The organism is Dinoroseobacter shibae DFL 12 = DSM 16493, from assembly GCF_000018145.1.
Lineage (GTDB): Bacteria > Pseudomonadota > Alphaproteobacteria > Rhodobacterales > Rhodobacteraceae > Dinoroseobacter > Dinoroseobacter shibae.
The window spans coordinates 1177474-1204091 of sequence record NC_009952.1 but is presented as its reverse complement, the minus strand read 5'-3'; the positions used below and the strand labels follow the sequence as shown (position 1 = coordinate 1204091).

Below are 26618 nucleotides of genomic sequence, written 5' to 3'. Positions count from 1 at the left end.
TCGAAACCGCTTGGGCCACCGCGGATCCGGGTGCGCCAGGATCGGGCGTCTCGCGGAGCGGCGCGCAAACGGGAAAAACATCCTGCCCTTGAGCGGGGCGCAGTCCGCGTCACGGGCCAAGCGGTTTCGAAACCGCTTGTCGCCGCTCTGCCCGGCGGTTTGGTCAGTAAAGCCCGCCGGCCGTCACCGTCCCGACATTGGCCTTCTTCGGCACCACCGCCGTGCGCCCGGTGGAGGTCACCACCTCCTCCGAGCCGCCCTGTTGCCCGTCGGGCGTGTACATGGGCAGGTTCGCGCCCATGGCGAAGCCACCGTCGAGGATCGCACCGGCACCATAAAACGGCTCTTCGCCCTTGCGAAAATACTCCGCCACAACGGTCGGCCCGGTGGCATCGTCTTCGAGCCGTGCGCCCGAGAACCGGTCGATCTTCACGAAGCTGCCGCCCTCGGGCACGGTGAACCTGCCGCCGCCGTAGGTCTTGATCGCGGTTTCCATGAACTGGTTGAACACCGGGCCGCACATTCCGCCGCCAGAGGCGCCGCGCCCCAGGGTCCGGGGCCGGTCGTACCCGATATAGCAGCCCGCCACGATGTTGGACGAAAAGCCCACGAACCACACATCCTTGGCGTCGTTCGTCGTCCCGGTCTTGCCCGCGATGGGCACGGGCAGGTTCACGGTCCGCGCCGCCGTGCCCCGCTCGACCACGCCGCGCATCATCGAGGTCAGCTGATAGGCGGTGATCGGGTCGATCACCTGGCGGCGGTTGGCCATGATCCGGGGCGCGGTGCCTTCGGCCAGCGCCTCGGCCTCGCAATCCAGGCAGGTGCGCTGGTCGTGGCGATAGACGGTCTTGCCCCAGCGGTCTTGCACCCGGTCGACCAGCGTCGGCTCCACCCGCTGTCCGCCATTGGCGAACATCGCGTAGGCCGCGACCATGTTGAACAGGGTCGTCTCCTGGGAGCCCAGCGCGTTGGCGAGATAGGGTTCGAGATCCTCGTAGACCCCGAAGCTTTCGGCATAGTCAGCCACGGTTTCCATGCCGACCTCTTGCGCCAGCCGCACGGTCATCAGGTTGCGCGAACGTTCGATCCCGGTCCGCAGGGGCGTCGGTCCGTAAAACCGGTTCGAGGCGTTCTTGGGCCGCCAGACGCCCGCGCCGGTGTCGACCGCGATCGGCGCGTCGATCACGATGGTGGCCGGCGAGTAGCCAGTGTCCAGGGCCGCGGCGTAGACGAGCGGCTTGAAGCTGGAGCCGGGCTGCCGCGTGGCCTGGGTCGCGCGGTTGAAGACCGAGGACTGGTAGGAAAACCCGCCCTGCATCGCCAGCACGCGGCCGGTATTGACGTCCATCGCCATGAAGCCGCCCTGCACCTCGGGGATCTGGCGCAGGGACCAGGTGTTCTCGCCCTCGGCGCGCACATGGATCACGTCGCCCACGGCCAGAAGGTCGCTGGCCTCGCGCGCCTGGGCGCCGAGACTGCCGTTCGCGCGGCGCGGCCGCGCCCAGGTCACATCCGCATCCGGCAGGATCTGCGGCACACCTTCGGCCACGCCTTCCACGCCCAGCAATGCGCCGCCCTGGCCGAAGTCCAGCACCACCGCCGGGCGCCATCCGTCGATGTCCCGCGGCACGCGCAGATCGTCCAGCGCCGCGGCCCAGTCGGCCGCCACCAGCGCCGGGTCGAGCCGCTCCGCCGGGCCGCGATAGACCCCGCGGGAGCGGTCGTAACGCTCCAGCCCGGCCTGCAAGGCACGGGCAGCCTCTTTCTGCAGGGTCGGATCGACCGTGGCCCGGATCGACAGCCCGCCGGTGAAAAACTCTTCTTCCCCGAACCGACCCGAAAGCTGGCGGCGGATCTCGTCCGTGAAGTAGTCCCGGGGCGGCAGGGCGCGGCGGAAAGACGGGAAATCCCCGCTCTGAACCGTGCGCAGGGGCTCGGCGCGGGCGGATTGGTAAGCCGCCTCGGTCAGGTAGCCGTTCTCGTACATCTCGCGCAGCACGAAATTCCGCCGCTCCACCGCGCGGTCCATGGCGCGCACCGGGTGATAGGTCGAGGGCGCCTTGGGCAAGGCCGCGAGATAAGCGGCCTCGTGCGGCTCCAGTTCCGCCAGGGTCTTGTTGAAGTAGGTCTGCGCTGCGGCGGCGACCCCGAAGCTGTTCTGTCCGAGAAAGATCTCGTTCATGTAGAGTTCGAGGATGTCGTCCTTGCTGAGCGTCTCCTCGATCCGCGCCGACAGGATCAACTCCTTGATCTTGCGCTCGGCCGACCGCTCGCCGCCCAGAAGAAAGTTCTTCATCACCTGCTGGGTGATGGTGGACGCCCCGCGCAAGGGCCCACCCGTTGCCGCGTCCAGCGCCGCCGCGGCCATGCCGCGCGGGTCGTACCCCTTGTGGACGTAGAAATTCTTGTCTTCCGCGGAGATGAACGCCTGTTTCACCAGATCCGGGATCTCGTCGGCGGGCGCGAAGACGCGCCGTTCGCGGGCGAACTCGTCCATCAACGCACCCTCGCCGGAATAGACGCGGGAGATCGTGGGCGGCGCGTATTGCGCCAGCGCCTCGGTGTCCGGCAGGTCGCGGCCATACATCCAAAGCACCGCGCCGATGCTCAGCGCCACGGCGAAGAGGCCCAGCGTCACCGCCGAGAAGATGGCTCCGAAAAACCCGAAAACGAAACGCAGCACGCGTGTACTCCCAATACCGGTATCAGCCCCCAGATATACGCGCCCCGGGGCAGCGGGTCAAAAGCGAAGAATGGACGCACGGGCGCGGTTTCGCCGAGAGACGTCACGTCTTCGTGCGCGGACGGGCTTCGGCGGGCTTGTCGGGGGCATGGGAGCCGGTAGCCTCAGTCCATGACCCCGCCGCCGTCTCCGACCCCCGAACAGGTGCTTTCGACCTATGGCCGCGTGGCCGATGATTTCGCGCGGATGCGCAACACATCGCTGTTCGAGCTGCCAATGCTGCAGGCGGTGCAGGCCCATGCGCCGGGGCGCGACCTGCTCGATCTGGGCTGCGGGCCGGGCGCGCCGCTGGCGCGGTGGCTGTCGTGGCGCGGGTTTCGGGTGACGGGCGTGGATGGCGCAGCGGGGATGCTGCCGCATTTCCGCCGCAGCACTCGGGGCGCGCGGGCCCTTCGGGCGGATATGCGCCACCTGGCCCTGGGGCAGCGGTTCGATGCGCTCCTGGCCTGGGACAGTTTCTTTCACCTGTCGCTGCGGGACCAGGCGCGGATGTTTCCGGTCTTTGCCCGCCATGCGCGGCGCGGCGCGGTGCTGGTGTTTTCGTCGGGCCCCGCGCGCGGAGTGGCTTTCGGTCGAGCGGCGGGGGCGCCGATCTTCCATGCCAGCCACGCGCCGCTGGCCTATCGGCGGATGCTACGGCAGGCCGGGTTCACGGTTCTGCGTTTCTCACCCGAGGATCCGGCGCTGGACCGGCATAGCTGGTGGCTCTGTCGGCGTCTCTCGCGCGCTCACTGACGGACCAGATCGGCCTCGGCCGCGTCGGCCACCGCCCAGGCGTCGATGCCGCGGCGAATCCCCTCCGCCGCGTTCGCCCGCCACTCCGGCGAGAGGAGCCGCGCAAGGTCGTTGTCGCTGCTCAGGAAGCCCAGCTCCACCAGCACCGATGGGATGTCCGGCGCGCGCAGGACCGAGAAATCCGCGAATTGCCGGGGCCGCTTGTGCAGATCGCCCACGGTTTCGCCCAGCCCGGTCACCAGGGTGTCGGCCAGCCGGGCCGCCCGCGGCGCGACCTCCAGCCTTGCCACGTCCATCAACGCGGTGGCCAGCGTGTCGTCCTGGGCCGTCAGGTCCAGCCCGGCCAGAAGGCTCGCGCGGTCCATGCGCTCGGCCAGCTTGGCGGAAGCTTCGCTGGAGGCCACGTCCGACAAGGTGTAGACCGTCGCGCCCGAGGCCCGCCCGGACAAGAGCGAATCCGCATGGAGCGAGATGAACAGGTCGGCGGCTGCCTCGCGGGCCATGCGCACCCGTTCGGGCAGCGGGACGAATTCGTCCGCGTTCCGGGTCAGCAGCACCGTATGGCCGCTCTCGCGGATGATCAGTTCCTGCAATTCGCGGGCGAAGGTCAGCATCAGGTCGGCCTCGGAATGGCCGTCGCGCTCGGCGCCCGGGTCGAAGCCGCCATGCCCGGGGTCGAGCATGATGACCAGCGGGCGGTCGCCGCGCTGGCGTTCGGGGCCCGTGGCCAGTTCCGGCACATCGGGCGGCTCGGGGGCGGCCACGCCGAGATCGCCGGTGATCGCGGCCGCGTCGAACTCTTCACGGCTGCGGGCCCCTAACGTCACTTCGAGCAGCGCGGAGCCGAGCGTCGCATCGGTCTGCATCTCGGCAGTCTCAAGCCCCATGGGCGCGCTCAAGAGCAGCTCCAGCCGGGACCAACCGGGGCGCGCCGGCCCCGCGATCACCCCGCGCAGGGCAGCGGAGGAGAGGTATTTGCCGGGCTCGGCGCCGCTGAAATCGACCTCGCGAAACTCGATCACGATGCGGTCCGGGTCGCGGCGGGCCTCGATCCGGTACGGCACCGGCTGGCTCAGGCCGAGGGTGAGGCGTAAATCGTCCGTGGTGCCCGACACCGAGGACGTGATCGGGTCGATGCGCGCGACGGCGCGCAGCTCCTGCGCCAAGAGGGGCAAGGCCAGCACCGAAAGGATCGCCCCCAGAAATACCGCCCACACCCGCGCCGAACGCGGCCCAGAGCGCGATTGCCTGTCCAGTGTCACTGCCGATTATCCTTTTTTTGGCGGCATTATAGGCAAGCCGGGCGGTTTCAGGAACCAGTCAAAAGCGGGTTGGGGCCTGCCGCGGCAAAATAATTCGTGAGCCGGGTCATGCCCTCGGCGATATCCTCGGTCGCCCGCGCATAGGACAGCCGCAGGGTCCCATGGCCGCGCACCGGATCGAAATCGAGTCCCGGTGTGACCGCCACCCCGGCCTTTTCGAGAATATCGGCCGCCAGGGTCCGGCTGTCGGACGAGAGCGCGCCGGTATCCACATAGACGTAGAACGCCCCGTCCGGCGGCGCGAAGGCATCGAGCCCCGCGGCCCGCAGCCCGTCGATGACCAGCTGCCGGTTGGCGGCATAGACGGCGCGGTTGGCCTCCAGCTCCGGCCGGGCGGCGTCGCCGAGCGCACCCAGGGCGGCGATCTGGGCCACATGAGGGGCGCAGATGAACATGTTCTGGGCCAGCCTTTCGACCACGCGGACCTGCGCCTCGGGCACGACCAACCAGCCGATGCGCCAGCCGGTCATGGAGAAATACTTGGAAAACGAGTTGATCACGCAGACATCGTCGGAAATCTCCAGCGCCGAGACCGCCCGGTCGCCGTAATGCAGCCCGTGGTAGATCTCGTCGGAGATGAACACCCGGTCCCGGTCGCGGCAGGCGGCAATGAGCGCGCCCAACCCGTCGCGGTCCAGCATGGTGCCCGTGGGGTTGTTCGGCGAAGCGATGATCGCGCCCGCGATATCGGCCTGCGCCAACGCTTCGGCGGTCATGCGGTGCCCGGTCTCGGGTTGGGTGGGCAGACCCACGGGGGCCAGCGACAGCGCCTTGAGGATCTGCCGGTAGGACGGGTAGCCGGGCTCGGCCACCCCGACCCGGGCGCCGGCATCGAAATAGGTGGTGAAGGCAAGAAGAAACGCCGCCGAGGAGCCCGAGGTCACCACAACCCGCGCCGGGTCCAGGTCCACCCCGTACCAGCGCGCGTAAAGGCCCGCGATGGCGCGGCGCAGTTCCGGCAGGCCCAAGGCAACGGTGTAGCCCATGGCGTCCTGATCCAGCTGCGCCGCCACCGCCCGACGCGCGGGCAGTGGGGCGGCGGTGCCGGGTTGGCCGACCTCCATGTGGATGATGTGCCGCCCTGCCGCCTCGGCCCGGCGCGCGGCCTCCATCACGTCCATCACGATAAAAGGATCGACCTCGGATCGGCTTGAGTTTTGCATCGCTGTCTCCCTAGGGTGCAGGGGTATGTCGCGTTTCATAGAGGTGAGGTCAATGCGCAGCCGATGGTTCCATCCCGCGGCCGTTCTCGTGATTCTGGCGGGCCTGTGGCTCCAGGCCCTGCCGGCGCAAGCGGTGACGCTGATCCGCGATGCGGAGATCGAGCGGTCCCTGCGCGAGCTGGCCACCCCCCTGATGGCGGCGGCGGGGGTGAACCCGGCCCGGGTGGATATCTGGGTGATCGAGGACAGCAAGCTGAACGCCTTTGTGGCGGACCCGCAGACCATCGTGATCCATTCCGGGCTTCTGCTGCGGCTGGAGACCCCGCAACAGGTCCAGGCGGTGCTGGCCCACGAGTTGGCCCATATCGCCAACGGCCATATCTCGCGCCGGATCGACAACATGCGCGCGATGAACCGGTTTGCGCGGATGGGCCTGATCCTGGCCGCGGCGGCGGGGGCGGCGACGGGCTCGCCCGAGGCGGCGATCGGGCTGGGCGCTGGCGCCGCCGGGGCGGCAAGGCGGGCGTTTTTCGGCCATACCCGCGCCGAAGAGGCCGCCGCCGACCGCAGCTCGATCCGCTACATGACGAATGCCGGGGTCTCGCCCGTGGCGATGGTCGAGGTGCTCAACATCTTCCGCGGGCAGGAGGCTTTGTCGCCGGGGCGGCAGGACCCCTACCTGCGCACCCACCCGCTGACCCGCGACCGGCTGCGTGCCGCCGAAGGGTTCGCCGCGGCCAGCCCCCCCGCCCCCTCGGACCAGAGCGAGGCCGCCTATTGGTACGCCCGGCTGCAGGGCAAGCTGTCGGCGTTTCTGCGCAACCCGGACTGGACCCTGCGGCGGGTGCCGCCCTCGGACCGCTCCGAGGTGGCGGTGATGCGACGCGCCATCGCCTATCACAAGAAACCCGACCCGGACCGCGCCGCGCGGGAGGTCGAGGCGCTGCTCGCCCTGCGCCCGGACGACCCCTACTACACCGCCTTGAAGGGCCAGTTCGCCTTCGAATCGCGACGCTACGATGCGGCGGTCGCGGCCTATGAACGGGCGGTGTCGCTGGCCCCGCGCGAGCCGCTGCTGCTGGCGCAGCTCGGCCGGGCCTATCTCGCCCAGAACACGGCCGCGTCCAACCGCAAGGCGCTGGAGGTGCTGGCGGCGGCTTACGGACGGGACGCGGGCAACCCCTCGCTGCTGCGCGATCTGGCACAGGCCTATGCCCGGGCAGGCCAGAACGGCATGGCGTCGGTCACCACGGCAGAGCGGCACGCGATGTCGGGCCGGGTCTCGGACGCAGGGCTGCAGGCCCGGCGCGCCATGGCGCTGCTGCCCCAGGGCAGCCCGGGCTATGCCCGCGCCCGCGACATCCTGCGCACCGCCGAGCAGGCAGAGGCGCGGCGCTAGCCCTTGAGAGACGGTTTTCCGAGATGCTTGCGCAGCCTCGAAGGCGTTGATTTCTTGCGGTTCTTGTAGGGGTTCGCGTCCGACTGGCTGCGCATGGTCAGCCGGATCGGGGTGCCAGGCATGTCGAAATCCTCCCGCAGGCCGTTGACCAGGTAGCGGGTGTAGCTTTCGGGGATCTTCTCGGGGTAGGAGCACATGACCACGAAGCCCGGGGGCCGGGTTTTCGCCTGGGTCATGTAGCGCAGCTTGATGCGCCGCCCGCCCGGGGCGGGGGGCGGATGCGCCTCGACCATGGCGCCGAGCCAACGGTTGAGCGCGGCGGTGGGCACGCGACGGTTCCAGACCTCATGGGCGCGCAGCACCGCGTCGCGCAGCCGGTCCATGCCGCGGCCCGTCTTGGCCGACACCGTCACCAGCGGCGCCCCGCGCAGCTGCGGCAGGAGCCGCTCGAAGGCCTCCTTCAGCTCCTTGAGCTTGCCCTGCTTGTCGTCCTCCATATCCCACTTGTTCACGGCGATCACGACTGCCCGGCCTTCCCGCTCCGCTAGGTCGGCGATGCGCAGATCCTGCTGCTCGAAGGGGATGCCCGCATCCAGCAGGACGACCACCACCTCGGCGAATTTCACCGCGCGCAACCCGTCGGAGACGCTGAGTTTCTCCAGCTTTTCCTGCACCTTGGCCTTCTTGCGCATGCCCGCGGTATCGAAAATCCGCACCGGCAGCCCGTCCCAGTCCATGGCCAGCGAGATCGCGTCGCGGGTGATCCCCGCCTCGGGCCCGGTGAGCAGCCGATCCTCGCCCAGAAGCTGGTTGATCAGGGTGGATTTGCCCGCGTTCGGGCGGCCCACCACGGCCACCTGCAGGGGCTTGGCCTTGGTCGGCACGCGGACAACGGTCTCTTCTTCGGCATCCGGGTCGAGGGCGACATCGGTTTCGGGCGCGTCCTCGGTCTCGGCGTTCTCGGTTTCCTCGAACGCGTCGATCAGCGGCATCAGCGCGCCGGTCAACTCCGCCATGCCCTCGCCATGCTCAGCGCTCAGCGCCAGCGGCTCGCCCAGGCCCAGGGCATAGGCCTCGATCAGCCCGGCTTCGGCCGCGCGGCCCTCGGCCTTGTTCGCGCCCAGCAAAACATGGGCGTTGGAGCGGCGCAGGATGTCGGCGAAGACCTCGTCCGTGGGGGTCACGCCGACACGCGCGTCGATCAGGAACAGGCAGGCATCGGCCATGCTGACCGCGCGTTCGGTCAGCCGCCGCATCCGCCCCTGCAGGCTGTCATCGGTGGCCTCTTCCAGCCCGGCGGTGTCGATCACCGTAAAGCGCAGGTCGCCCAGCCGCGCCGCCCCCTCGCGCAGGTCGCGGGTCACGCCGGGCTGGTCGTCGACCAGGGCCAGACGCTTGCCCACGAGCCGGTTGAACAGCGTGGATTTGCCCACATTCGGGCGGCCGACGATGGCCAGGGTAAAGGGCATGGACGCACTCCGGGTGCATGAGCGGTGAAACAGCCCCGGCGTTTAGCCCGCAATCCGCGTCTCGGCAACGGAATTCGCGCGCAACCCTGCCGGGCGCTCAGCGAAAGGCGAGAAGTTCCCCACCGGTCGTGACCACATAGAGCGTTCGGTTCGCCACCACCGGGGGCGCTGCTGCCCCATCGGGCAGGGCGATTTCGCCCTGCGGCAGGCCACTCACCGGATCGAACAGGCGCAAGCGCCCGTCGCCGGAGGCAATGATCAAGCGCCCGCCCGCCAGCACCGGCCCGTAATGGGCAAAGATCGCCTTGCGCCGGCGTTCCCGGTCGTCGGTGTAATAGGGCAATTGCACGATCCAGGTGACCGCGCCGGTATCGGCGTCCATCCGCACGAGCCCGTTCTGGTCGGAGACGAAGAACAGCTCCCCCCCCGCGGGCCAGACCGGGCCGAACGCGCCTTCGCGGGCGGTCCAGAGCCGCTCGCCGGACACCGCGTCGAGGGCCGCGACCCGCCCGGCGGCATTGCCCGCGAAGATGCGGCGGCCGACCACGACCGGGTCGCTGTTGATGTCGGAAAACGCGGTGTAGCCGCGGCCCAGACGCGCGCCCGAGACCGCGCTGCCCCAGATCCGCACCCCGGACTGGCGCAACGCGCCGCTGATCTCCGAGGACGGGAATGGCAGGATCACCAGCCGGTCGGTCAGCGCGGGCGCGCCACCGCCGAGAATGCTGGTGGTCGATGGCACCCCCGGCAGGGTCCACAGCACACGGCCATTGCGGGTGTCGAGCGCCCAGGCGACGCTGTCGCGGCTCACGGCGTAGGCCACATTGCCCTCCACCGTGGCGCTGCCACTGATCGGGGCGTCCATGCGCTGGGTCCACCGCTCGGTCCCGTCCACCACGTTCAACGCGGTCAGCGACCCGAAGCCCGACGAGACATAAAGCGTGTCGCCCGAAACGGCGAGCCCGCCGCCGGTGCCCTCGTCGGGCGCGTCCGTGGGCGGTGTCAGGTCCTGCTGCCACAAGAGCGCGCCGTTGGTGCCGAAGGCCGACACGGTCGCCAGGCTGTCGAGGGTGAAGACGCGCCCATCGGACACGACCGGCGCGGCGGTGATCCGGTTGCGGCGGGTGCTGCCTTCGCCGATCTCCGCGCGCCAGGCCAGTTGCAGCTGGGTGCCGAGGGCCGGATGCGGGATCGTGTGCCGCACGGACCCGTTGCGATGGGTCCAGTCGGAATTGGCCACGGGGGCGGGCAAGGACAGGGGCACCGTGCGCGGCGTGGTCTCGACAAGGGCGACCGGCGCGGCGGTCTCGCCCTCTGCGACCAGGGTCGGGGTGCGGATGTCCAGCCGCTCGCCCGGCAGGATCACTTCCTCGGGCGCGCAGGCGGCCAGACCCAACAGGGCCAGACCGGCCAGCGCCGGGCGCATTCGGGGCAACTCAGCTTGCGTCAAGGGCCACGTCTCCGCCCAAGGCGACGACCAGCTGGGCGGCGCGCTGTTGCTGCGCGAGGCTTGCGCCTGCGGCCCGGATCACCTCTTGCAGGGTTGCGATGGCGGCCTCGGTCTCCCCCGCCTCGACCTCCAGCAGGGCGCGCTGTTCCAGCGCCAGAAGCCGGAAAGGCCCGGAGCCGAGGATCAGCATATCCAATAGCGCGCGCCGCTCCGTCGCGGGCAGCGCCGCATCCCCCAGCAGCACCAGACGCAGGCGCGCAAGATCCTGGTATATCGGCGGCGTTTCGGGATCGGTGATCACCGATTGCAGGATTTCGGCGGCCTCCGCCGGATCGCCGGTACTCTCGGCGGCGGTGATCAGACCCAGCAGGGGCGCACCCACTTCGGGCGCGTTGACCTCCTGCAGGGCAAGTAGCCGGGTTTGTTCGCTGCTGCCTTCGAGCGCGTCATAGACCGCGTCCCCGAAGGCCTGCGCCGCGGCGATCTCCTGCGCCTTGCGGTACTCGTTGAACGCGGCCCCGCCGACGATCAGCACGACAGCCAGCACGCCGATCCAGCCATACTTGCGCATCAGCCGGCTCATCCGGTCGCGACGGACCTCTTCGGCGACTTCTTCGATAAAACTGTCGGGATTGCTCACGCGTCCGCCCCTTTGCCCCAGGTCGCGCCCTCATACACCGTGCGCAGGGCGAAAGCCAAGCCCCGCGGGCTTTCGCCGGTGCGCAAAATGCGGCGGTTTCGCCCTTGAGCGGAAACGCGCAACGCACTACATCTGAACTCATTGGTTTAGTTCGAACAGTTGACCCCGGCACCCAGCGCAGCATTCGCGGATCAGGCAAGAGCAATTGTGCGAACCATCCGGAGAAGAAGATGCGATTACTCACCTCTCTCGTCACCGCGCTGGTGGTTGTTGCGGCGCTTTACGGGCTGGTGTTCGAGCGCGAGCGCCTTCTGGAGTTTGCCGGGGTGACGTCGACCCCCACCGATACCCCCACCGCCGCGGCGGAGGCGCCCGAAGTGACCCAGGCCGTCGCGCAGACCGAGCCCGAGATCCGGCGGGTTTCCGTCGTTGCCATGGCCTCCGAAGCCCAGACCATCGACAGTGCGGTGATCCTACGCGGTCGGACCGAACCCCTGCGCCAGGTCGATGTGAGCGCCGAGGTGTCGGGCAAGGTGATCTCCCCGCCCCTGCGTCGCGGCGCGCGGGTGGTCGCGGGCCAGACCCTGTGCGAGCTGGACCCGGGCACCATGAAAGTTTCCCTGGCCGAGGCGCAGGCCCGGCTCCTGGAGGCCGAGGTGCTGGCGACCGCGGCCTCGGAGCTGGCCGATGGCGGGTTCGGCTCGGTCACGCGCCGGGTGTCCGCCGAAGCAGCGCTCGAAGCCGCGCGCGCCAGCGTGGAGCGTGCCGAGGATGCGATCGCCAACCTGGTAATCACCGCCCCGTTCGACGGGGTGCTGGAACAGGACACGGCGGAGCTGGGCGCCTATCTCTCGCCGGGCAGCCCGTCGGGGGCCCATTGCGCCACGATCCTGCAGCTCGACCCGATCAAGATCGTGGGCTTTGCCCCCGAAATGCTGGTCGACCGTATCGCCGTGGGTGCCATGGCGGGCGCGCGGCTGGCCGATGGGCGCGACGTGTCGGGCCAGGTGACGTTCCTGTCACGCTCGGCGGACGAGACCACGCGCACCTTCCGGGTCGAGGTGCAGGTGCCCAATCCCGATCTGAATATCCGCGCGGGCCAGACCGCGCAGGTCGGCGTGACATCGGACGGGGCGGTCGCGCATCTGCTGCCGGCCTCGGCACTGACCCTGGACGATGCCGGACGGCTCGGCGTGCGGCATGTGGTCGAGACCGATGCCGGACCCGAAGCAGCCTTCGCCGAGGTGGAGATCGTGCGCGACACCATCGACGGCGTCTGGCTCAGCGGCCTGCCCCAGACCGTGCGCGTCATCGTCGTCGGCCAGGATTTCGTGACGGCGGGCACGCCCCTGACCGTCACCATGCGGGAGCCTGACGTTTGACGGGACTGGTCGATTGGGCCGCGTCCCGGGCGCGGATGGTCATTGCCTTCGTGATGCTCTCCCTGCTCGCGGGGACCTTCGCCTATATCAGCCTGCCCAAGGAGGGCGAGCCGGACATCGAGATCCCGGCGCTCTTCGTGTCGGTCCCCTTCCCCGGCATCTCGGCGGAGGATTCCGAAAAACTCGTCATCCAGGTGATGGAGACCGAGCTCAGCGACCTGGACGGTCTGGATCGCATGACCTCCACCGCGGCGGACAATTATGCCGGTGTGGTGCTGGAGTTCGAGTTCGGCTGGGACAAGACCAAGATCATTGCCGATGTGCGCGACCGGATGAACACGGCCGAGGCAAAGTTCCCGTCGGGATACGAGAAATACTCGATCAACGAGATCAATTTCAGCCAGTTCCCGATCATCGTGGTGAACCTGTCGGGATCGCTGCCCGAACGCACCCTGCTGCGGGTGGCCAAGGATTTGCAGGACACGCTGGAGGGGTTGGAGCCGGTGCTGGAAGCCGGGCTGGCCGGGCACCGCGAAGAGATGCTGGAGGTCGTGATCGACCCCCTGCGACTGGAGAGCTACAATGTCACCGCCGGTGAATTGCTCTCGGTGGTGCAGAACAACAACCAGTTGATCGCCGCGGGCGAGGTGGAAACCGACCAGGGCGCCTTCGCGGTCAAGATCCCGTCGGCCTTCGACGAACAGACAGACGTCCTCAACCTGCCGGTGAAGGTCAATGGCGACCGGGTGGTGACCCTGGGCGACCTGGCCGATATCCGGCTGACCTTCGAGGACCGGACCGGGACCGCGCGCTACAATGGCGACGACACGGTCGCGTTGCAGGTGGTCAAGCGCAAGGGCTTCAACCTGATCGACACCGCCACCCTGGTACGGGAGACCGTGGCCGACGCCCAGGCCAGCTGGCCACCGGAGTTGCGCGACGCGGTGGAGATCAACATTTCCATGGACCAGTCGCGCATCGTCGCTTCGATGGTGCGGCAGCTCGAAGGCTCGGTTCTGACGGCGATCGCGCTGGTGATGATCGTGGTGCTGGCCGCGCTCGGCACACGCTCGGCCCTGCTGGTGGGCTTCGCGATCCCGACCTCGTTCCTTCTGTGCTTTGCCTTGCTGGCGGTGATGGACATCACCGTGTCGAACATCGTGATGTTCGGGCTGATCCTGGCGGTGGGGATGCTGGTGGACGGGGCCATCGTGGTGGTGGAATACGCCGACCGGCGGATCTCCGAAGGCTCAGGGCCGATGGCCGCCTATACCGAGGCCGCCAAGCGGATGTTCTGGCCCATCGTCAGCTCCACCGCGACGACGCTCTGTGCCTTCCTGCCGATGCTGTTCTGGCCCGGCGTGGCGGGGCAGTTCATGGGGATGCTGCCGGTCACCCTGATCTTCGTGCTGACCGCGAGCCTCGTGGTCGCGCTGATCTACCTGCCGGTGGTCGGCGGGGTGGCGGGTCGCCTGAGCCGGGTGCTGGAGCGGCTGGCCGCGGGGCTGATGCCGCTGCCGTGGGTATCGCGGGTGGGTCTGACGGTGCTCTCCGGCGTGGCAATGTATACGGCGGTGCTGCAACTGCTGAACCCGTCCTACCTGCTCGATCTGCCCGCCCGGGGCGGCGGGATCGCGGCCTACCTGCCCGGGGCGGTCATGGTGCTGCTGGCGGCCATGGCGCTGTCGGTGACGCTGACCTCGGCCAAGCTCGGACGCCGCAAGCGGCAGGTGCGCGCAGGCTACCGCCGGTCGCCCTTCGGCTGGTTCATCCGGTTCCTGACCGGCAACCCGATCATGCCCCTGGTGGCGATCGGCGTCGTGGGCTTCGTGGTCGCCACGACCTTCGCGCTCTTCCAGGAAAACAACCGCGGTGTGGAGTTCTTCGTCGCCTCCGAGCCCGAGCAGGCCATCGTCTACGTGCGCGCCCGCGGCAACCATTCGCTGATGGAAAAGGACGCGCTGCTGCGCCAGGCCGAAGAGATCGCGCGCAATACCGGCGGGATCGAGTCGGTCTTCGCCTTTGCCGGCGAGGGCGGGCTGAACCAGAATACCGGCGGCGCCTCGGCCCCGCTCGACACCGTGGGCACGATCCAGCTGGAGCTCGTGCCGTGGGAGGACCGGCAGGGCGGTGACCTGGCCCAGGGCCACGCCATCCTCGACCGGCTGGAAGCCGAGCTGCGCACCATCCCCGGCGTGCAGACCGAGATCCTGGAGATGAACCAGGGCCCCGCGGGCGCCAAGCCCGTGCATTTGCGCCTGACGGGGGATGATTTCAGCCAGCTGGCGCAGGCCGCCCAGATCGTCCGCGACCGGTTCGAGACGACCGAGGGGCTGCGCGACATCGAAGACACCCGCCCCCTGCCCGGCATCGACTGGCAGATCGACGTGGATGTGGCCGCCGCCGGACGCTACGGCGCCGATGTGGCCACCGTGGGCGCCATGGTGCAACTGGTGACCCGCGGCATCCTGCTCGACACCATGCGCGTGGACAGCTCCGACGAGGAGATCGAGATCCGCGTCCGCCTGCCCGAGGGGGACCGGGTGCTCTCCACGCTCGATTCGCTGCGGGTCCGCACCGCCCAGGGGCTCGTGCCCCTGTCGAACTTCATCACCCGCCAGCCGGTGCCGAAACTTGGCCAGATCGACCGGGTCGACGGCACGCGCTATTACGACGTGAAGGCCGGGGTCCGGGACGGTCTGACCAACGCCGATGGCAGCGTCATCAACCCCGCCGAACGCATCGCGCAGCTCACCACATGGCTGGAGACCGAGGCCGACCTGCCCTCGGGCGTCACCTGGGAATGGACAGGCGAGCAGGAGGACGAGGCCGAGAGCCAGGCCTTCCTCAGCCAGGCCTTCATCGGCGCGCTGGCGCTGATGTTCATCATCCTGCTGGCGCAGTTCAACAGCTTCTACAACGCCACGCTGGTGCTGCTGGCGGTGGTTCTGTCCACGACCGGGGTGCTGATCGGGATGATGGTCATGCAACAACCCTTCTCGGTCATCATGACCGGCACGGGCATCGTGGCGCTCGCGGGCATCGTGGTGAACAACAACATCGTGCTGATCGACACCTACCAGGAATACTCGAAATACATGCCCCGGCTGGAGGCGATCGCCCGCACCGCGCAGGTCCGTATCCGGCCCGTGCTGCTGACCACGATCACCACCATGGCCGGGCTGACACCGATGATGTTCGGGCTCAGCCTCGATTTCTTCGGCGGCGGCTACACCATCGACAGCCCCACCGCCCTGTGGTGGAAACAGCTTGCCACGGCGGTGGTGTTCGGTCTGGGCGTGGCCACGGTGCTGACCCTGATCTTCACGCCCTCGATGCTGGCGCTCCGGGTCTGGCTCGGGGTCGGAGCCTATTCCTCGGTCCGCCAGTTGCGGGCGCTGTCGCTGGGCAAATCCAGCCGCGCGGCCCGCGACCTCGCGCTCAAGCGCGCCGCGCGCAAGCTGAGTGCGCCGGAATTGATCTGGATCGAGGACGACAAGCCCGCCGAGAGCGACGACAAGAAACCGACCGAAGGCGACATGCCCCCCCTGCGCGCCGCGGAATAGGCGCGTTCAGAGCGGTTGGGCCTGCTCCACCAGGCGGGCGAAGAAACTGGCGCCGATCGGCGCGATCCGGTCGTTGAAATCATAGGCAGGGTGGTGCAGCCCGGCCCCCTCCCCCTGCCCCAGAAACAGGTAGGCCCCCGGCCGCGCCTGGAGCATGTAGGCGAAATCCTCCGCCCCCATCTGCCGCCCCGAGGCGGTATCCACCGCCCGGTCCCCCACCACGTCGCTGGCCGCGCGGGCAGCCAGCGCGACCTCGTCGGCGGTGTTGACCGTGGGCGGATAGCCCTTCTCGTAATCCAGCTCCGCCATGACGTCGAAACTGGCGGCCTGCCCGGCTACGATCTGCTCCATCCGGCGCATGACCATGGCCTGCACGGCGGGGTCGAAACTGCGCACCGTGCCGCAGATATAGGCGGTGTCGGGCACCACGTTATCGGCGGTGCCGGTGTGGATCTGGGTGACCGACAGCACCAGCTCGTCCGTGGCGATATGGTTGCGGCTGACGATGGTCTGCAGCGCCTGGGCGATGCCCACCGCCGCCATGATCGGATCGGCGGTCTCGTGCGGCATGGCCGCGTGCCCGCCCCGCCCCTTGATATGGATGTGAAACGTGTCCACCGCGGCCATGATCGGCCCGCGCGTGGTCAGGAAATGCCCCTCGGCGATCCCCGGCGCGTTGTGCAGGGCATAGACATGCTCGATCCCGAACCGCTCCATCAGCCCCTCGTCGCACATCACCTGCGCGCCACCGCCATGTTCTTCGGCGGGCTGGAAGATGATCGCCACCGTGCCCGCGAAATTCCGCGTCTCGGCCAGGTAGCGCGCGGCGCCAAGCAGCATGACCATATGCCCGTCATGGCCGCAGGCATGCATCACCCCCTCGGTTTCCGAGGCATAGGCGACCCCGGTTTCCTCGACGATCGGCAGCGCATCCATATCCGCGCGCAGCCCGATCACCGGCCCCGGTCCGCCGCCCCGGATCAGGGCCACGACCCCGCTGGTCGCGATCCGGTCATGCACCTCGTCCACCCCGAAGGCCCGCAGCCGCGCGATCAGGTAGCGCGCGGTCTTGTGGCACTCGAAACCCAGCTCCGGCGCGCGATGCAGCGCCTGCCGCCAGGCGGTCATGTCGGGTCCGTATTCCGCGATGCGATTGACAACCGCCATGGCCTGCTCTCCTGTGTGTCCCGCTTATGTAACCCATCCCCATCCCAGTAAAAGGTGTTCTGCCATGACGAGGGCGAAAACCCGCGACCGCGCCGACAGCGACACGCTGTGCCACGACCCCGAGGGCGGGCTGCCGCGGCTGCTGGAGATCATGCGCCGCCTGCGCGATCCCGAGACCGGATGCCCCTGGGACGTGGAGCAGACCTTCGAGACCATCGCGCCCTATACCATCGAAGAGGCCTACGAGGTGTCCGACGCCATCGACCGCGGCGACTGGGCGGACCTGAAATCCGAATTGGGCGATCTGCTGCTCCAGACCGTTTACCAGACCCAGATCGGGGCGGAGCGCGGGCTGTTCGACTTCCACGACGTCGCCAACGGGATCGCCCAGAAGATGCTCGACCGCCACCCCCACGTGTTCGGTGACGAGAGCAACGCCAAATCCGCCGAACAGCAGACCCGCGACTGGGAGGCGCAGAAAGCCCGCGAGCGCGCGGCCAAGGCAGAAAAAGGCGTGCTCGACGGTGTGGCGCTCGGCCTGCCGGCGCTGATGCGCGCGCTGAAGCTGCAGAAACGCGCGGCTCGGGTCGGGTTCGACTGGGACGACGCGGACCAGGTGCTCGCCAAGCTCGCCGAGGAAAGCGCCGAGTTGGCCGACGCACGCGATGCGGGCGACGCCGCCAAGCTGCACGAAGAGTTCGGCGATCTGCTCTTCGTGGTAGTGAACCTCGGCCGCCACCTTGGGCTCGATCCCGAACACGCGCTCCGGGATGCCAATGCCAAGTTCACCCGCCGCTTCGCCCATATCGAGGCCGAGCTCGCCCGCGCGGGGCGCAATCCGGAGGCCGCGAGCCTCGACGAGATGGAGGCGCTCTGGCAGGCCGCCAAGGCCAACGGCCTCTGAGCGGTCAGGCGCTGCGGCGTCCGCGCAGGCTCGACAGCTCGTCCACCGGGCACCAGACCCCTTCGGCCAGCACCTGCACCGGGCGGCCGCAATGGAACAGGGTATATTGAAACCCGTGCACCTTGCATACCGCCTCCGGCGGCAGGGGCAGCCCCGGGGTCGCGCGCGTGGTCTTGCCGGGCATCATCTGCTGACCGGCCGAGACGACCAGGTCCCGCTCGGGCAACCCGGCCCCCAGGCTCCCGGCCGGGATGACGCGCGGATGCGCGTTCGGGTGACTGGCCAGGAAATCCGCATCCAGCCCGACCCGGTCGAGCCACTCGATCCCACATGACAGTCCCGAGGGCGTGATCACCTCGTCCCCGCGCCGCAGCAGACCGGCGGGGATCGCGCCCAGCGTTGTCATGATCCGCGTCTCCGGTCCGAAGCCCGGTACTTGCCATTCCATGGAACCCGCCAATCTCGACGCCGCTTTGCGCGCCGCATGATACCTGAAATCAATGATGTCCGTGTGACTACGCATCGCGCGCCCTTCCGATCATGCGGGTGATGCCCCGGTGCGAGGCATCACCCCATTACGCTCTCACTCGTTACGGATGCCGGGGCCATGACCCCGACAGTACCCGATCATTAGACAGGGGAACTAAGGCATCAGGCGGGCGCAGCGGCATCAGACTATGACGTTTTCACGGCGCAACGCGTCGTGACAGACTGCGGAATTTTCGCGCATTTATAGGGCGTTACAAGATGATCCCGATGCATTTTATGCACAAGGGCGACGAAAGCTGCGCAAACCCGCCTTTGTCGCGCGCAGCCTCACAATCCAGGTGCCCCGCAGGCCCAAGCCGCCGGCTCCCTCGGCTTGCTCCGACCGCAGGACAGGCCGCACACCGCACCCGGTCCCCGAATGCGGCTGGACAACCCGGCACGCCTCTTGCAACGCTGCACCCGTTCGCAGGAGACCCTCATGACAGCCACCCCCACACCGCCCCGCAAGATCATCATCGACACCGATCCCGGCCAGGATGACGCGGTGGCGATCCTGCTGGCGCTGGCCTGCCCCGAGGCGCTGGAGGTGCTCGGCATCACCGCCGTGGCGGGCAACGTTCCGCTGGCGCTGACCGCGCGCAACGCAAGGATCGTATGCGAGCTTGCAGACAAACCGGAGGTGCCGGTGTTCGCCGGCTGCGACCGCCCCCTGGCGCGCGCCCTGGTCACCGCCGAGCATGTGCACGGCAAGACCGGGCTCGACGGCCCCGTCCTGCCCGAGCCGACCATGCCCCTGCAGGACCAGCACGCGGTGGATTTCCTGATCGAGACCCTGCGCCGGGAGCCGACGGGCACCGTGACCCTGTGCCCCCTCGGCCCGCTCACCAACATCGCCACCGCCTTCGCCAAGGCCCCCGACATCATCCCGCGGGTGGCCGAGATCGTCCTGATGGGCGGCGCCTATTTCGAGGTGGGCAACATCACCCCCGCCGCCGAGTTCAACATCTATGTCGACCCCGAGGCCGCCAAGGCGGTGTTCGGCGCGGGCGCACCCCTAGTGGTGATGCCCCTCGACGTGACCCACAAGGCGCTGACCACCGCGCCCCATATCGCGGGCTTCCGGGCCATGGGCACCCGGGTGGGCGAGATGGTCGCGGCCTGGACCGACTTCTTCGAACGCTTCGACAAGGAAAAATACGGCTCCGAAGGCGCGCCCCTGCACGACCCCTGCGTGATCGCTTGGCTGCTGGCGCCCGAGCTCTTCACAGGCCGCCACATCAACGTCGAGATCGAGGTCGACAGCCCCCTGACCCGCGGCATGACCGTGGCCGACTGGTGGGGCGTGACCGACCGCGCGGCTAACGCGCTCTTCATCGGCGACGTGGACGCCGAGGGGTTCTTCGCCCTGCTCACCGACCGGATCGCGCGGCTGTGACGGGCGCCGGGGTCTGGCATTTCGCGCCGCGGACGCCTAGGTGCCAAGGATGAGCCTGCACATCCCCTTCGAGGCGCGCTATGCCGCCCTTCCCGACCGGTTCCACGCGCAACTCGCCCCCACGCCGGTCTCCGCGCCCGGCCTGATCAAGGTCAATCACCGCCTCGCGCGCGAGCTGGGGCTCGACCCCGCAGCCCTCGAAAGCCCCGAAGGGGTCGCAATGCTGGCGGGCAACGCCGTGCCCGAGGGCGCCGTGCCCATTGCCCAGGCCTATGCCGGGCACCAGTTCGGCGGCTGGAACCCGCAGCTGGGCGACGGGCGCGCGATCCTGCTGGGCGAGTTGCGCCATGCGGACGGGGCCTTGCGCGACGTGCAACTCAAGGGCTCCGGCCCGACGCCGTTCTCGCGCATGGGCGACGGGCGCGCGGGGCTCGGCCCGGTGCTGCGCGAATACATCCTGTCGGAGGCCATGCATGCGCTGGGGGTGCCCACCACCCGCGCCCTGGCCGCCGTGACCACGGGCGAGCGGGTGCTGCGCGAACAAGTGCTGCCCGGTGCGGTCTTCACCCGCGTGGCGTCCAGCCACCTGCGGGTCGGCACCTTCCAGTTCTTCGCCGCCCGCGACGACCTGGACGCGCTCGAAACCCTGTGCGATTTCGCCCGCGCGCGCCATGACCCGGAGGCAGAAACCGCCCTCGACCTGCTGCGCGGCGTCATCGCGCGGCAAGCCGATCTGATCGCGCGCTGGATGGGCCTGGGCTTCATCCACGGGGTGATGAACACCGACAACATGACGATCTCGGGCGAGACCATCGATTACGGCCCCTGCGCCTTCATGGAAGCCTACCATCCCGACACGGTCTATTCCTCCATCGACCGGCACGGGCGCTATGCCTACCGAAACCAGCCGGAGATCGCGGTCTGGAACCTGGCGCAACTCGCCACCGCCCTGCTGCCGCTGATCGACGCGGACCAGGACCGCGCGATCGAGGTGGCGACCGAGGCGGTGCACGGGTTTGCCGATCTTTACCAATCGGCCTGGCTCGACGTGTTCCGGGCCAAGCTGGGCCTCGCCACCGCGCGGGAGGAGGATGCGAAACTGGCCCACGGCCTGCTGCGCCTGATGGCCGAGGCAGGGGTCGATTTCACCCTCGCCTTCCGCGGCCTGGCCGAGGGGCAAGAGGTCGCGCGCAAGCTCTATGCCCAGCCCGAGATCTTCGATGCCTGGGCGCGGGACTGGCGCGCGCGTCTGGCCGAGGAAGGGGTCGATGCGGAGACGCTGACCGCCCGGCTCACATCCGCCAACCCGGCCTTCATCCCCCGCAACCACCGGGTCGAACAGGCGATCCAGGCCGGCATGGCGGGTGACTTCGCACCGTTCCACACCCTGGTCGCCGTGCTGGAGCGTCCCTTCGACGACCAGCCGGAGCATGCGGCCTACATGGCCCCGGCCCGGCCCGAAGAAGCGGTCCGCGAAACCTTCTGCGGCACCTGAACGGCCCGCGCGACGCAAAATCCTTGAGCAAGGATTTTGCTAAGGGTTTTGCGTAAAACCCTTGGCCCCGGCGGCCCGGCGCGCTCAGTCGGGAATCGGCAGGGCGAAGGTCGACTTGATCTCTTCCATCGAAAGCAGCGCGGTCACGTTGTAGATGCGGACCTCGCTGATCAGCGCCTGGTAGAACACGTCATAGGCGCGGGCATTCTCCACCCGCACCTTGAGGATGTAGTCGATATCGCCCGCCAGCCGGTGCGCCTCCAGCACCTCGTCCCGGTCCAGCAGCGCCTTGAGGAAGGCCTTTTGCCACTCCGCCTCGTGCTCGGACGTGCGGATCAGCACGAAGAAACACGCCTCCAGACCCAGCGCCTCGGGGTCCAGCACCGCCGTCTGCCGCCGGATCACCCCGGCCTCGCGCAGCTTGCGAATGCGATTCCAGACCGGGGTCTTCGACGCCCCCACCTGTCGCGCGATTTCCTCCAGCGACTGGCTGGCATCCGCCTGCAGCGCCCTGAGAATTTTCCGATCCGTCGCGTCGAGCGAAACCGCCATTCCAAACCTCCGTGCATTTTGGAACGCCCCGATCCCCTTTTCTCGGATGCAGGACATATTTCCTTATATTTCGGGTCATATGGCGCTTCAATGGGAAATTATCCTATGTTGAGCCACGACATCACAGGGACGACCCCATGCAGCATTTTCCCATCTTCCTCGCGGTCTCGGGCCGACGGATCGTCCTGGGCGGCGGCGGCGACGCCGCGCTGGCCAAGCTGCGGCTTTTGCTGAAGACCCAGGCGCGGCTGACGGTGATCGCACCCGACCCGGCCCCGGAAATCCGCGATTGGGCCGCCGAGGGGCGCCTGCGCCTGATCCCCCGCGCCTTCGAGCCCGGCGACGGGATGTGCGCCAGCCTGGTCTATGCCGCAACCGAGGACGCGGCCGAGGATGCGCGCATCCGCCGCCTCGCCCAGGCCGACGGCGCGCTGGTGAACATCGTCGACAACCTCGCCGACAGCCAGTTCATCACCCCCGCCATCGTCGACCGCGACCCGGTGACCATCGCCATCGGCACCGAGGGCGCCGCCCCCGTGCTGGCCCGCGCGATCAAGGCCGATCTGGAGGCGAAGCTCTCGCCGCTTCTGGGCCTTCTGGCAAAGGTCGGCAAGGGCTTCCGCGCCCGTGCCGAGGCCCTGCCCATGGGCCGCGCGCGCCGGGATTTCTGGCGCGACTACTATTTCCGCACCGGCCCGTCCGCCGCCGACCAGGGCGGGCAGGAGGGGGCCGAGGCCGCCCTCGACACCCTGCTCGCCAGCCATCTTGCCCGCAAGGCCCGGACCGGGTCCGTGGCGCTGGTGGGGGCCGGCCCGGGCGACCCGGAGCTTCTGACCCTCAAGGCGCGCAAGGCGCTCGACGAGGCCGATGTGGTGATCCACGACCGGCTGGTCCCCCCCGCGATCCTGGAGCTTGCCCGCCGCGAGGCCACGCTGATCTATGCGGGCAAGGAGGGCTTCGGCACCTCCACCTCGCAGGAGGCCATCAACGATCTGATCGTCACCCATGCCCGCGCGGGCGCGCAGGTGGTGCGCCTGAAATCCGGCGATCCCGCGGTCTACGGGCGGCTCGACGAAGAGATCGACGCGCTGGAGGACGCGGGCATTCCCTGGCGCATCGTGCCGGGGCTGACCACCGCCTCCGTCGCCGCCGCGACCCTTGGCCAGAGCCTGACCCGGCGCGGTCGCAACGCCGCCCTGCGCTTCCTGACCGGTCACGACACCAAGGGGTTCGCCGACCATGACTGGCGCGGGCTCGCCCGGCCGGGCCAGGTTGCCGCGATCTACATGGGCAAGCGCGCGGCCCGGTTCCTGCAGGGGCGTCTGCTGATGCACGGGGCCGCGCCCGCCACCCCCGTAACCCTGATCGAGAATGTCAGCCGCCCCGACCAGCGCGTCGTCGCCACCGATCTGGCAGGCCTCGCCGACGCCGCCCGGACCCTCACCGGCCCCGCCATCCTGATGTACGGCCTCGCCCCCCGCGACGCCCGCTCCGCCCTGACCGACCTGAAGGAATTTGCCTGATGTCCCGCCCCTTTACCCCCAAGATCGTGACCGCGAACGACCTGCTCGACGGCGACGTGATCTACCTTGCCGCCGATGACACCTGGACCCGGCACCTGGCCGAGGCCGAGGTGCTGGAGGACGAGGCCCATGCCCAGATCCGCCTGATCGACGCCCAGCAGCAGCCCGACCGGGTCGTCGGCGCCTATCTCGCCGATGTCGCCCCGGGCCCCGCGGGCCCCGCCCCGACCCATTTCCGCGAGGCATTCCGGGCCACCGGCCCCTCCAACTACAACCACGGCAAGCAGGAACTGCGCGCCCGCTGATCCCCCGCGCCACCGGAGAGACCCATGTACAGCTACACCGACTTCGACGAAGCGTTCGTGCGCGAACGCGCCGCCCAGTTCCGCGCCCAGGTGGACCGCCGCATCGACGGCTCGCTCACCGAGGACGAGTTCAAGCCCCTGCGCCTGATGAACGGGCTCTACCTGCAACTGCACGCCTACATGCTGCGCGTCGCCATCCCCTACGGCACGCTGAACAGCCGCCAGATGCGCCAGCTTGCCATGATCGCCGAGCGCTGGGACCGCGGCTATGGCCATTTCACCACGCGCCAGAACATCCAGTTCAACTGGCCCCGCTTGCGCGACGTGCCCGACATGATCGACGCGCTGGCCGATGTGGGCATGCACGCCATCCAGACCTCCGGCAACACCATACGCAACGTCACCGCCGACCATTTCGCGGGTGCCGCCGCCGACGAGATCGCCGATCCCCGCCCGGTGGCGGAATTGCTGCGCCAATGGTCCACCGACCACCCGGAATTCCAGTTCCTGCCGCGCAAGTTCAAGATCGCCGTGACCGGGGCCGAGGCCGACCGCGCCGTGATAAAGGCCCATGACATCGGCCTGCAGATCGTCCGCAAGGACGGGCAGATCGGCTACAGGGTCATCATCGGCGGGGGCCTCGGCCGCACCCCGATGATCGGCAAGGTGGTGCGGGACTTCCTGCCCAAGGCGGACCTGCTGCCCTATGCCGAGGCAATCGTGCGGGTCTACAACCAGCTCGGCCGCCGGGACAACAAGTACAAGGCGCGCATCAAGATCACCGTCCACGAGAACGGGATCGAGACGATCCGCGACATGGTGGAGGCCGAGTTCGCCGTCACCCGGGGCAGTTTCGGCGGCGCGGACCAGGCGCTCCTGCGCGGGATCGAGGCGCAGTTCGCCCCGCCCCGCTTCGCCACCCGGTCGACCGAGGCCTATGAGGCCGCCTATGGCACCGACCCGGTGTTCCGCGCCTGGGTGGACACCAACGTCGCCGCCCACCGGGCCGAGGGCTACGGCATCGTGACGATCTCGCTCAAGGCCCATGGCGCCACCCCCGGCGATGCGACCGCCGACCAGATGCGGGTGATGGCGGACATGGCCGAGACCTACGGCCATGACGAGCTGCGCATCAGCCATGAGCAGAACGTGATCCTGCCCCATGTCCATCGCGGCGACCTGCCCGCGATTCATGCCCGGCTGAAAGGCGCGGGCCTGGCCACGGCCAATCTCGGCCTGATCTCGGACATCATCGCCTGCCCGGGCATGGATTACTGCGCACTGGCCACCGCCCGCTCGATCCCCGTCGCGCAAAAGATCGCGACCCGGTTCGACGCGCTGAAACTCGAACACGAGATCGGCGCGCTGAAGATCAAGATCTCCGGCTGCATCAACGCCTGCGGCCATCACCATGTGGGCCATATCGGCATCCTCGGGCTGGACCGCGCCGGCGTCGAAAGCTACCAGATCACCCTGGGCGGCGACGGCACCGAAACCGCGACCATCGGCGAGCGCGCGGGCCCCGGTTTTGCCTATGACGAGATCGTCCCGGCCATCGAGCGGCTGATCCACGCCTATCTGGATCTGCGCGACGGTCCCGAGGAGACCTTCCTCGATGCCTATCGGCGTTTGGGCGCGGCCCCGTTCAAGGCCGCCCTCTATCCGGAGGCCGCGCAGCAAGATGCCGCTTGAAGCCCCCCTGCCGCCGGTCGCGGAGCGGGTCGCGCATCTCAACCATCGCTATCGCCACCACTCGGCGACGGCGGTGGTGGAGCGCGCGCTGAACGACCCGACCGTCGGGCACACCGCGCTGGTCAGCTCCTTCGGGGCGGAGTCGGTGGTTCTGCTGCACATGATCGCGCGGCGCGATCCGGATACTCCGGTGCTGTTCATCGACACCGAGATGCTGTTTCCCGAAACCCTCGCCTATCAGCGGGACGTGTCGGAGCGGCTCGGTCTGCGCAACCTGCGGGTGATCCGCGCGGGTGCGGAGGCAGTGCGCGCGACGGATCCCGAGGGCACCCTGCACCAGCGCGACCCGGATGCCTGCTGCGCCCTGCGCAAGACCGCGCCTCTGGACGCGGCGCTGTCGCGCTTTGACGCCTGGATCACCGGGCGCAAGCGGTTCCAGGCGGGCAGCCGTGCGGCGTTGGAGTTCTTCGAGGCGGACGGTCCGAGCCGGATCAAGGTCAACCCGCTGGCCCATTGGACGCCCGGGGACGTGCAGGACTACATGACCAACAACCGCCTGCCCCGTCATCCGCTGGTGGCGCGCGGCTATCCGTCCATCGGCTGCGCGCCCTGCACATCGAAGGTGGCGCCGGGCGAAGACCCCCGCGCAGGCCGCTGGCGCGATGCCGACAAGGAAGAGTGCGGCATCCATTTCATCAACGGAAAGGCCGTGCGCGGCCCCCTGCCCACAGGAGACGCAGCATGAATGCGACCACCATCGTCACCGACACCGGGTTCGCCGCCGACGACTGGACCGGCGGTTTCACCCCGCTGGCCGAAGCCCCCGCAAATGACGTGCGCAGCCTCGATCTGCCCAGCGACGCCGATGTGGACCGTCTCCTGCTCCGGCTGGAGGGGATCGAAATGATCCGCGTGGATTTCCCGAATTTCGCCGATGGTCGCGGCTTCACCATTGCGCGGCGCCTGCGCGACATGGGCTATGGCGGTCGACTGCGGGCGCGCGGCCATGTGCTCGCGGATCAATACGCCATGGCCCGGCGGTCGGGCTTTGACGAGGTCGAAATCGACGCCGCCCTCGCCGCCCGCCAGCCCGAGGACCAATGGCTCGCCCGCGCGAACTGGCGCGACCATGACTACCGGGCTGCCCTGCGCGCCTGATTGTCCTCTTTCCAGACTGCCAAAGA

Annotated in this window: 21 protein-coding genes; 12 read left to right on the top strand and 9 right to left on the bottom strand. The window is 68.8% G+C overall.

The window, feature by feature from the left end; genetic code table 11:
• Positions 1 to 163 precede the first annotated feature (163 nt).
• Positions 164 to 2686: a penicillin-binding protein 1A gene (locus DSHI_RS05980; protein WP_012177843.1), complete on the bottom strand. Its 2523-nt coding sequence runs from the start codon at positions 2684 to 2686 to the stop codon at positions 164 to 166.
• A gap of 171 nt (positions 2687 to 2857) precedes the next feature.
• Between DSHI_RS05980 and DSHI_RS05975 the strand changes: the two genes are divergently transcribed.
• Entirely contained in the window at positions 2858 to 3481 is a 624-nt protein-coding gene (locus DSHI_RS05975) for a class I SAM-dependent DNA methyltransferase (protein ID WP_012177842.1), read from the top strand.
• On the opposite strand, the gene DSHI_RS05970 is transcribed toward DSHI_RS05975, so the two are convergent.
• Both DSHI_RS05970 and DSHI_RS05965 read right to left on the bottom strand, forming a co-directional pair.
• Positions 3475 to 4743, bottom strand: a complete 1269-nt coding sequence (locus DSHI_RS05970) for an N-acetylmuramoyl-L-alanine amidase (protein ID WP_012177841.1) — start codon at positions 4741 to 4743, stop codon at positions 3475 to 3477. The two genes, DSHI_RS05975 and DSHI_RS05970, sit on opposite strands and share 7 nt — an antisense overlap.
• A gap of 47 nt (positions 4744 to 4790) precedes the next feature.
• Positions 4791 to 5966 carry a pyridoxal phosphate-dependent aminotransferase gene (locus tag DSHI_RS05965; protein ID WP_012177840.1) on the bottom strand — a complete coding sequence of 392 codons (1176 nt, stop codon included), beginning with the start codon at positions 5964 to 5966 and terminating at the stop codon, positions 4791 to 4793.
• A gap of 52 nt (positions 5967 to 6018) precedes the next feature.
• Here DSHI_RS05965 and DSHI_RS05960 point away from each other — a divergent pair, with 52 nt between their 5' ends.
• A complete protein-coding gene (locus tag DSHI_RS05960; RefSeq protein WP_012177839.1) occupies positions 6019 to 7365 on the top strand; it encodes a M48 family metalloprotease in 1347 nt (448 codons plus the stop codon).
• On the opposite strand, the gene der is transcribed toward DSHI_RS05960, so the two are convergent.
• The 3 genes from der to DSHI_RS05945 all read right to left on the bottom strand — a co-directional run bounded on the left by der (position 7362) and on the right by DSHI_RS05945 (position 10924).
• Positions 7362 to 8834 (bottom strand): ribosome biogenesis GTPase Der, encoded by a 1473-nt coding sequence (der, locus tag DSHI_RS05955; protein WP_012177838.1) that lies wholly within the window; start codon positions 8832 to 8834, stop codon positions 7362 to 7364. The genes DSHI_RS05960 and der overlap by 4 nt on opposite strands.
• Before the next feature lie 97 nt (positions 8835 to 8931).
• Positions 8932 to 10284: a PQQ-binding-like beta-propeller repeat protein gene (locus DSHI_RS05950; protein ID WP_012177837.1), complete on the bottom strand. Its 1353-nt coding sequence runs from the start codon at positions 10282 to 10284 to the stop codon at positions 8932 to 8934.
• Positions 10271 to 10924, bottom strand: coding sequence for a tetratricopeptide repeat protein (locus DSHI_RS05945; protein WP_012177836.1), 654 nt, complete (start codon positions 10922 to 10924; stop codon positions 10271 to 10273). Before DSHI_RS05945 ends, DSHI_RS05950 begins: the two co-directional genes overlap by 14 nt.
• A 230-nt stretch (positions 10925 to 11154) precedes the next feature.
• Here DSHI_RS05945 and DSHI_RS05940 point away from each other — a divergent pair, with 230 nt between their 5' ends.
• Together DSHI_RS05940 and DSHI_RS05935 are read left to right on the top strand one after the other, a co-directional pair.
• Positions 11155 to 12306 (top strand): efflux RND transporter periplasmic adaptor subunit, encoded by a 1152-nt coding sequence (locus DSHI_RS05940; RefSeq protein WP_012177835.1) that lies wholly within the window; start codon positions 11155 to 11157, stop codon positions 12304 to 12306.
• The gene (locus tag DSHI_RS05935) at positions 12303 to 15872 is read left to right on the top strand and encodes an efflux RND transporter permease subunit (RefSeq protein ID WP_012177834.1); all 3570 of its coding nucleotides are present in this window, start codon (positions 12303 to 12305) and stop codon (positions 15870 to 15872) included. The genes DSHI_RS05940 and DSHI_RS05935 overlap by 4 nt, the downstream gene beginning before the upstream one ends.
• A gap of 6 nt (positions 15873 to 15878) precedes the next feature.
• On the opposite strand, the gene DSHI_RS05930 is transcribed toward DSHI_RS05935, so the two are convergent.
• Positions 15879 to 17039 (bottom strand): M20 aminoacylase family protein, encoded by a 1161-nt coding sequence (locus DSHI_RS05930; RefSeq protein WP_012177833.1) that lies wholly within the window; start codon positions 17037 to 17039, stop codon positions 15879 to 15881.
• 64 nt (positions 17040 to 17103) lie between these two features.
• Between DSHI_RS05930 and mazG the strand changes: the two genes are divergently transcribed.
• Entirely contained in the window at positions 17104 to 17943 is an 840-nt protein-coding gene (gene mazG / locus DSHI_RS05925; protein WP_012177832.1) for a nucleoside triphosphate pyrophosphohydrolase, read from the top strand.
• A 4-nt stretch (positions 17944 to 17947) separates the two neighbouring features.
• On the opposite strand, the gene DSHI_RS05920 is transcribed toward mazG, so the two are convergent.
• Complete coding sequence (locus tag DSHI_RS05920) at positions 17948 to 18391, bottom strand: Hint domain-containing protein (RefSeq protein WP_157865271.1); 444 nt, start codon at positions 18389 to 18391, stop codon at positions 17948 to 17950.
• 519 nt (positions 18392 to 18910) lie between these two features.
• On the opposite strand from DSHI_RS05920, the gene DSHI_RS05915 reads away from it, so the two are divergent.
• Both DSHI_RS05915 and DSHI_RS05910 read left to right on the top strand, forming a co-directional pair.
• Positions 18911 to 19867, top strand: a complete 957-nt coding sequence (locus DSHI_RS05915; protein ID WP_012177830.1) for a nucleoside hydrolase — start codon at positions 18911 to 18913, stop codon at positions 19865 to 19867.
• A 49-nt stretch (positions 19868 to 19916) separates the two neighbouring features.
• Positions 19917 to 21362 carry a protein adenylyltransferase SelO gene (locus DSHI_RS05910; protein WP_012177829.1) on the top strand — a complete coding sequence of 482 codons (1446 nt, stop codon included), beginning with the start codon at positions 19917 to 19919 and terminating at the stop codon, positions 21360 to 21362.
• An 84-nt stretch (positions 21363 to 21446) separates the two neighbouring features.
• Here the strand turns inward: DSHI_RS05910 and DSHI_RS05905 are convergent, their stop codons facing one another.
• The gene (locus tag DSHI_RS05905) at positions 21447 to 21914 is read right to left on the bottom strand and encodes an Lrp/AsnC family transcriptional regulator (RefSeq protein ID WP_012177828.1); all 468 of its coding nucleotides are present in this window, start codon (positions 21912 to 21914) and stop codon (positions 21447 to 21449) included.
• A 137-nt stretch (positions 21915 to 22051) separates the two neighbouring features.
• Between DSHI_RS05905 and cysG the strand changes: the two genes are divergently transcribed.
• The 5 genes from cysG to DSHI_RS05880 are packed head-to-tail and all read left to right on the top strand — an operon-like array spanning position 22052 to position 26592.
• Entirely contained in the window at positions 22052 to 23437 is a 1386-nt protein-coding gene (gene cysG / locus DSHI_RS05900; protein WP_012177827.1) for a siroheme synthase CysG, read from the top strand.
• Positions 23437 to 23742, top strand: coding sequence for a DUF2849 domain-containing protein (locus DSHI_RS05895; RefSeq protein WP_012177826.1), 306 nt, complete (start codon positions 23437 to 23439; stop codon positions 23740 to 23742). The genes cysG and DSHI_RS05895 overlap by 1 nt, the downstream gene beginning before the upstream one ends.
• A 24-nt stretch (positions 23743 to 23766) precedes the next feature.
• Entirely contained in the window at positions 23767 to 25434 is a 1668-nt protein-coding gene (locus tag DSHI_RS05890) for a nitrite/sulfite reductase (RefSeq protein ID WP_012177825.1), read from the top strand.
• Positions 25424 to 26179 (top strand): phosphoadenylyl-sulfate reductase, encoded by a 756-nt coding sequence (locus tag DSHI_RS05885; RefSeq protein WP_012177824.1) that lies wholly within the window; start codon positions 25424 to 25426, stop codon positions 26177 to 26179. The genes DSHI_RS05890 and DSHI_RS05885 overlap by 11 nt, the downstream gene beginning before the upstream one ends.
• Positions 26176 to 26592 (top strand): DUF934 domain-containing protein, encoded by a 417-nt coding sequence (locus DSHI_RS05880; RefSeq protein WP_012177823.1) that lies wholly within the window; start codon positions 26176 to 26178, stop codon positions 26590 to 26592. Before DSHI_RS05885 ends, DSHI_RS05880 begins: the two co-directional genes overlap by 4 nt.
• The last annotated feature ends 26 nt before the right edge of the window (positions 26593 to 26618 follow it).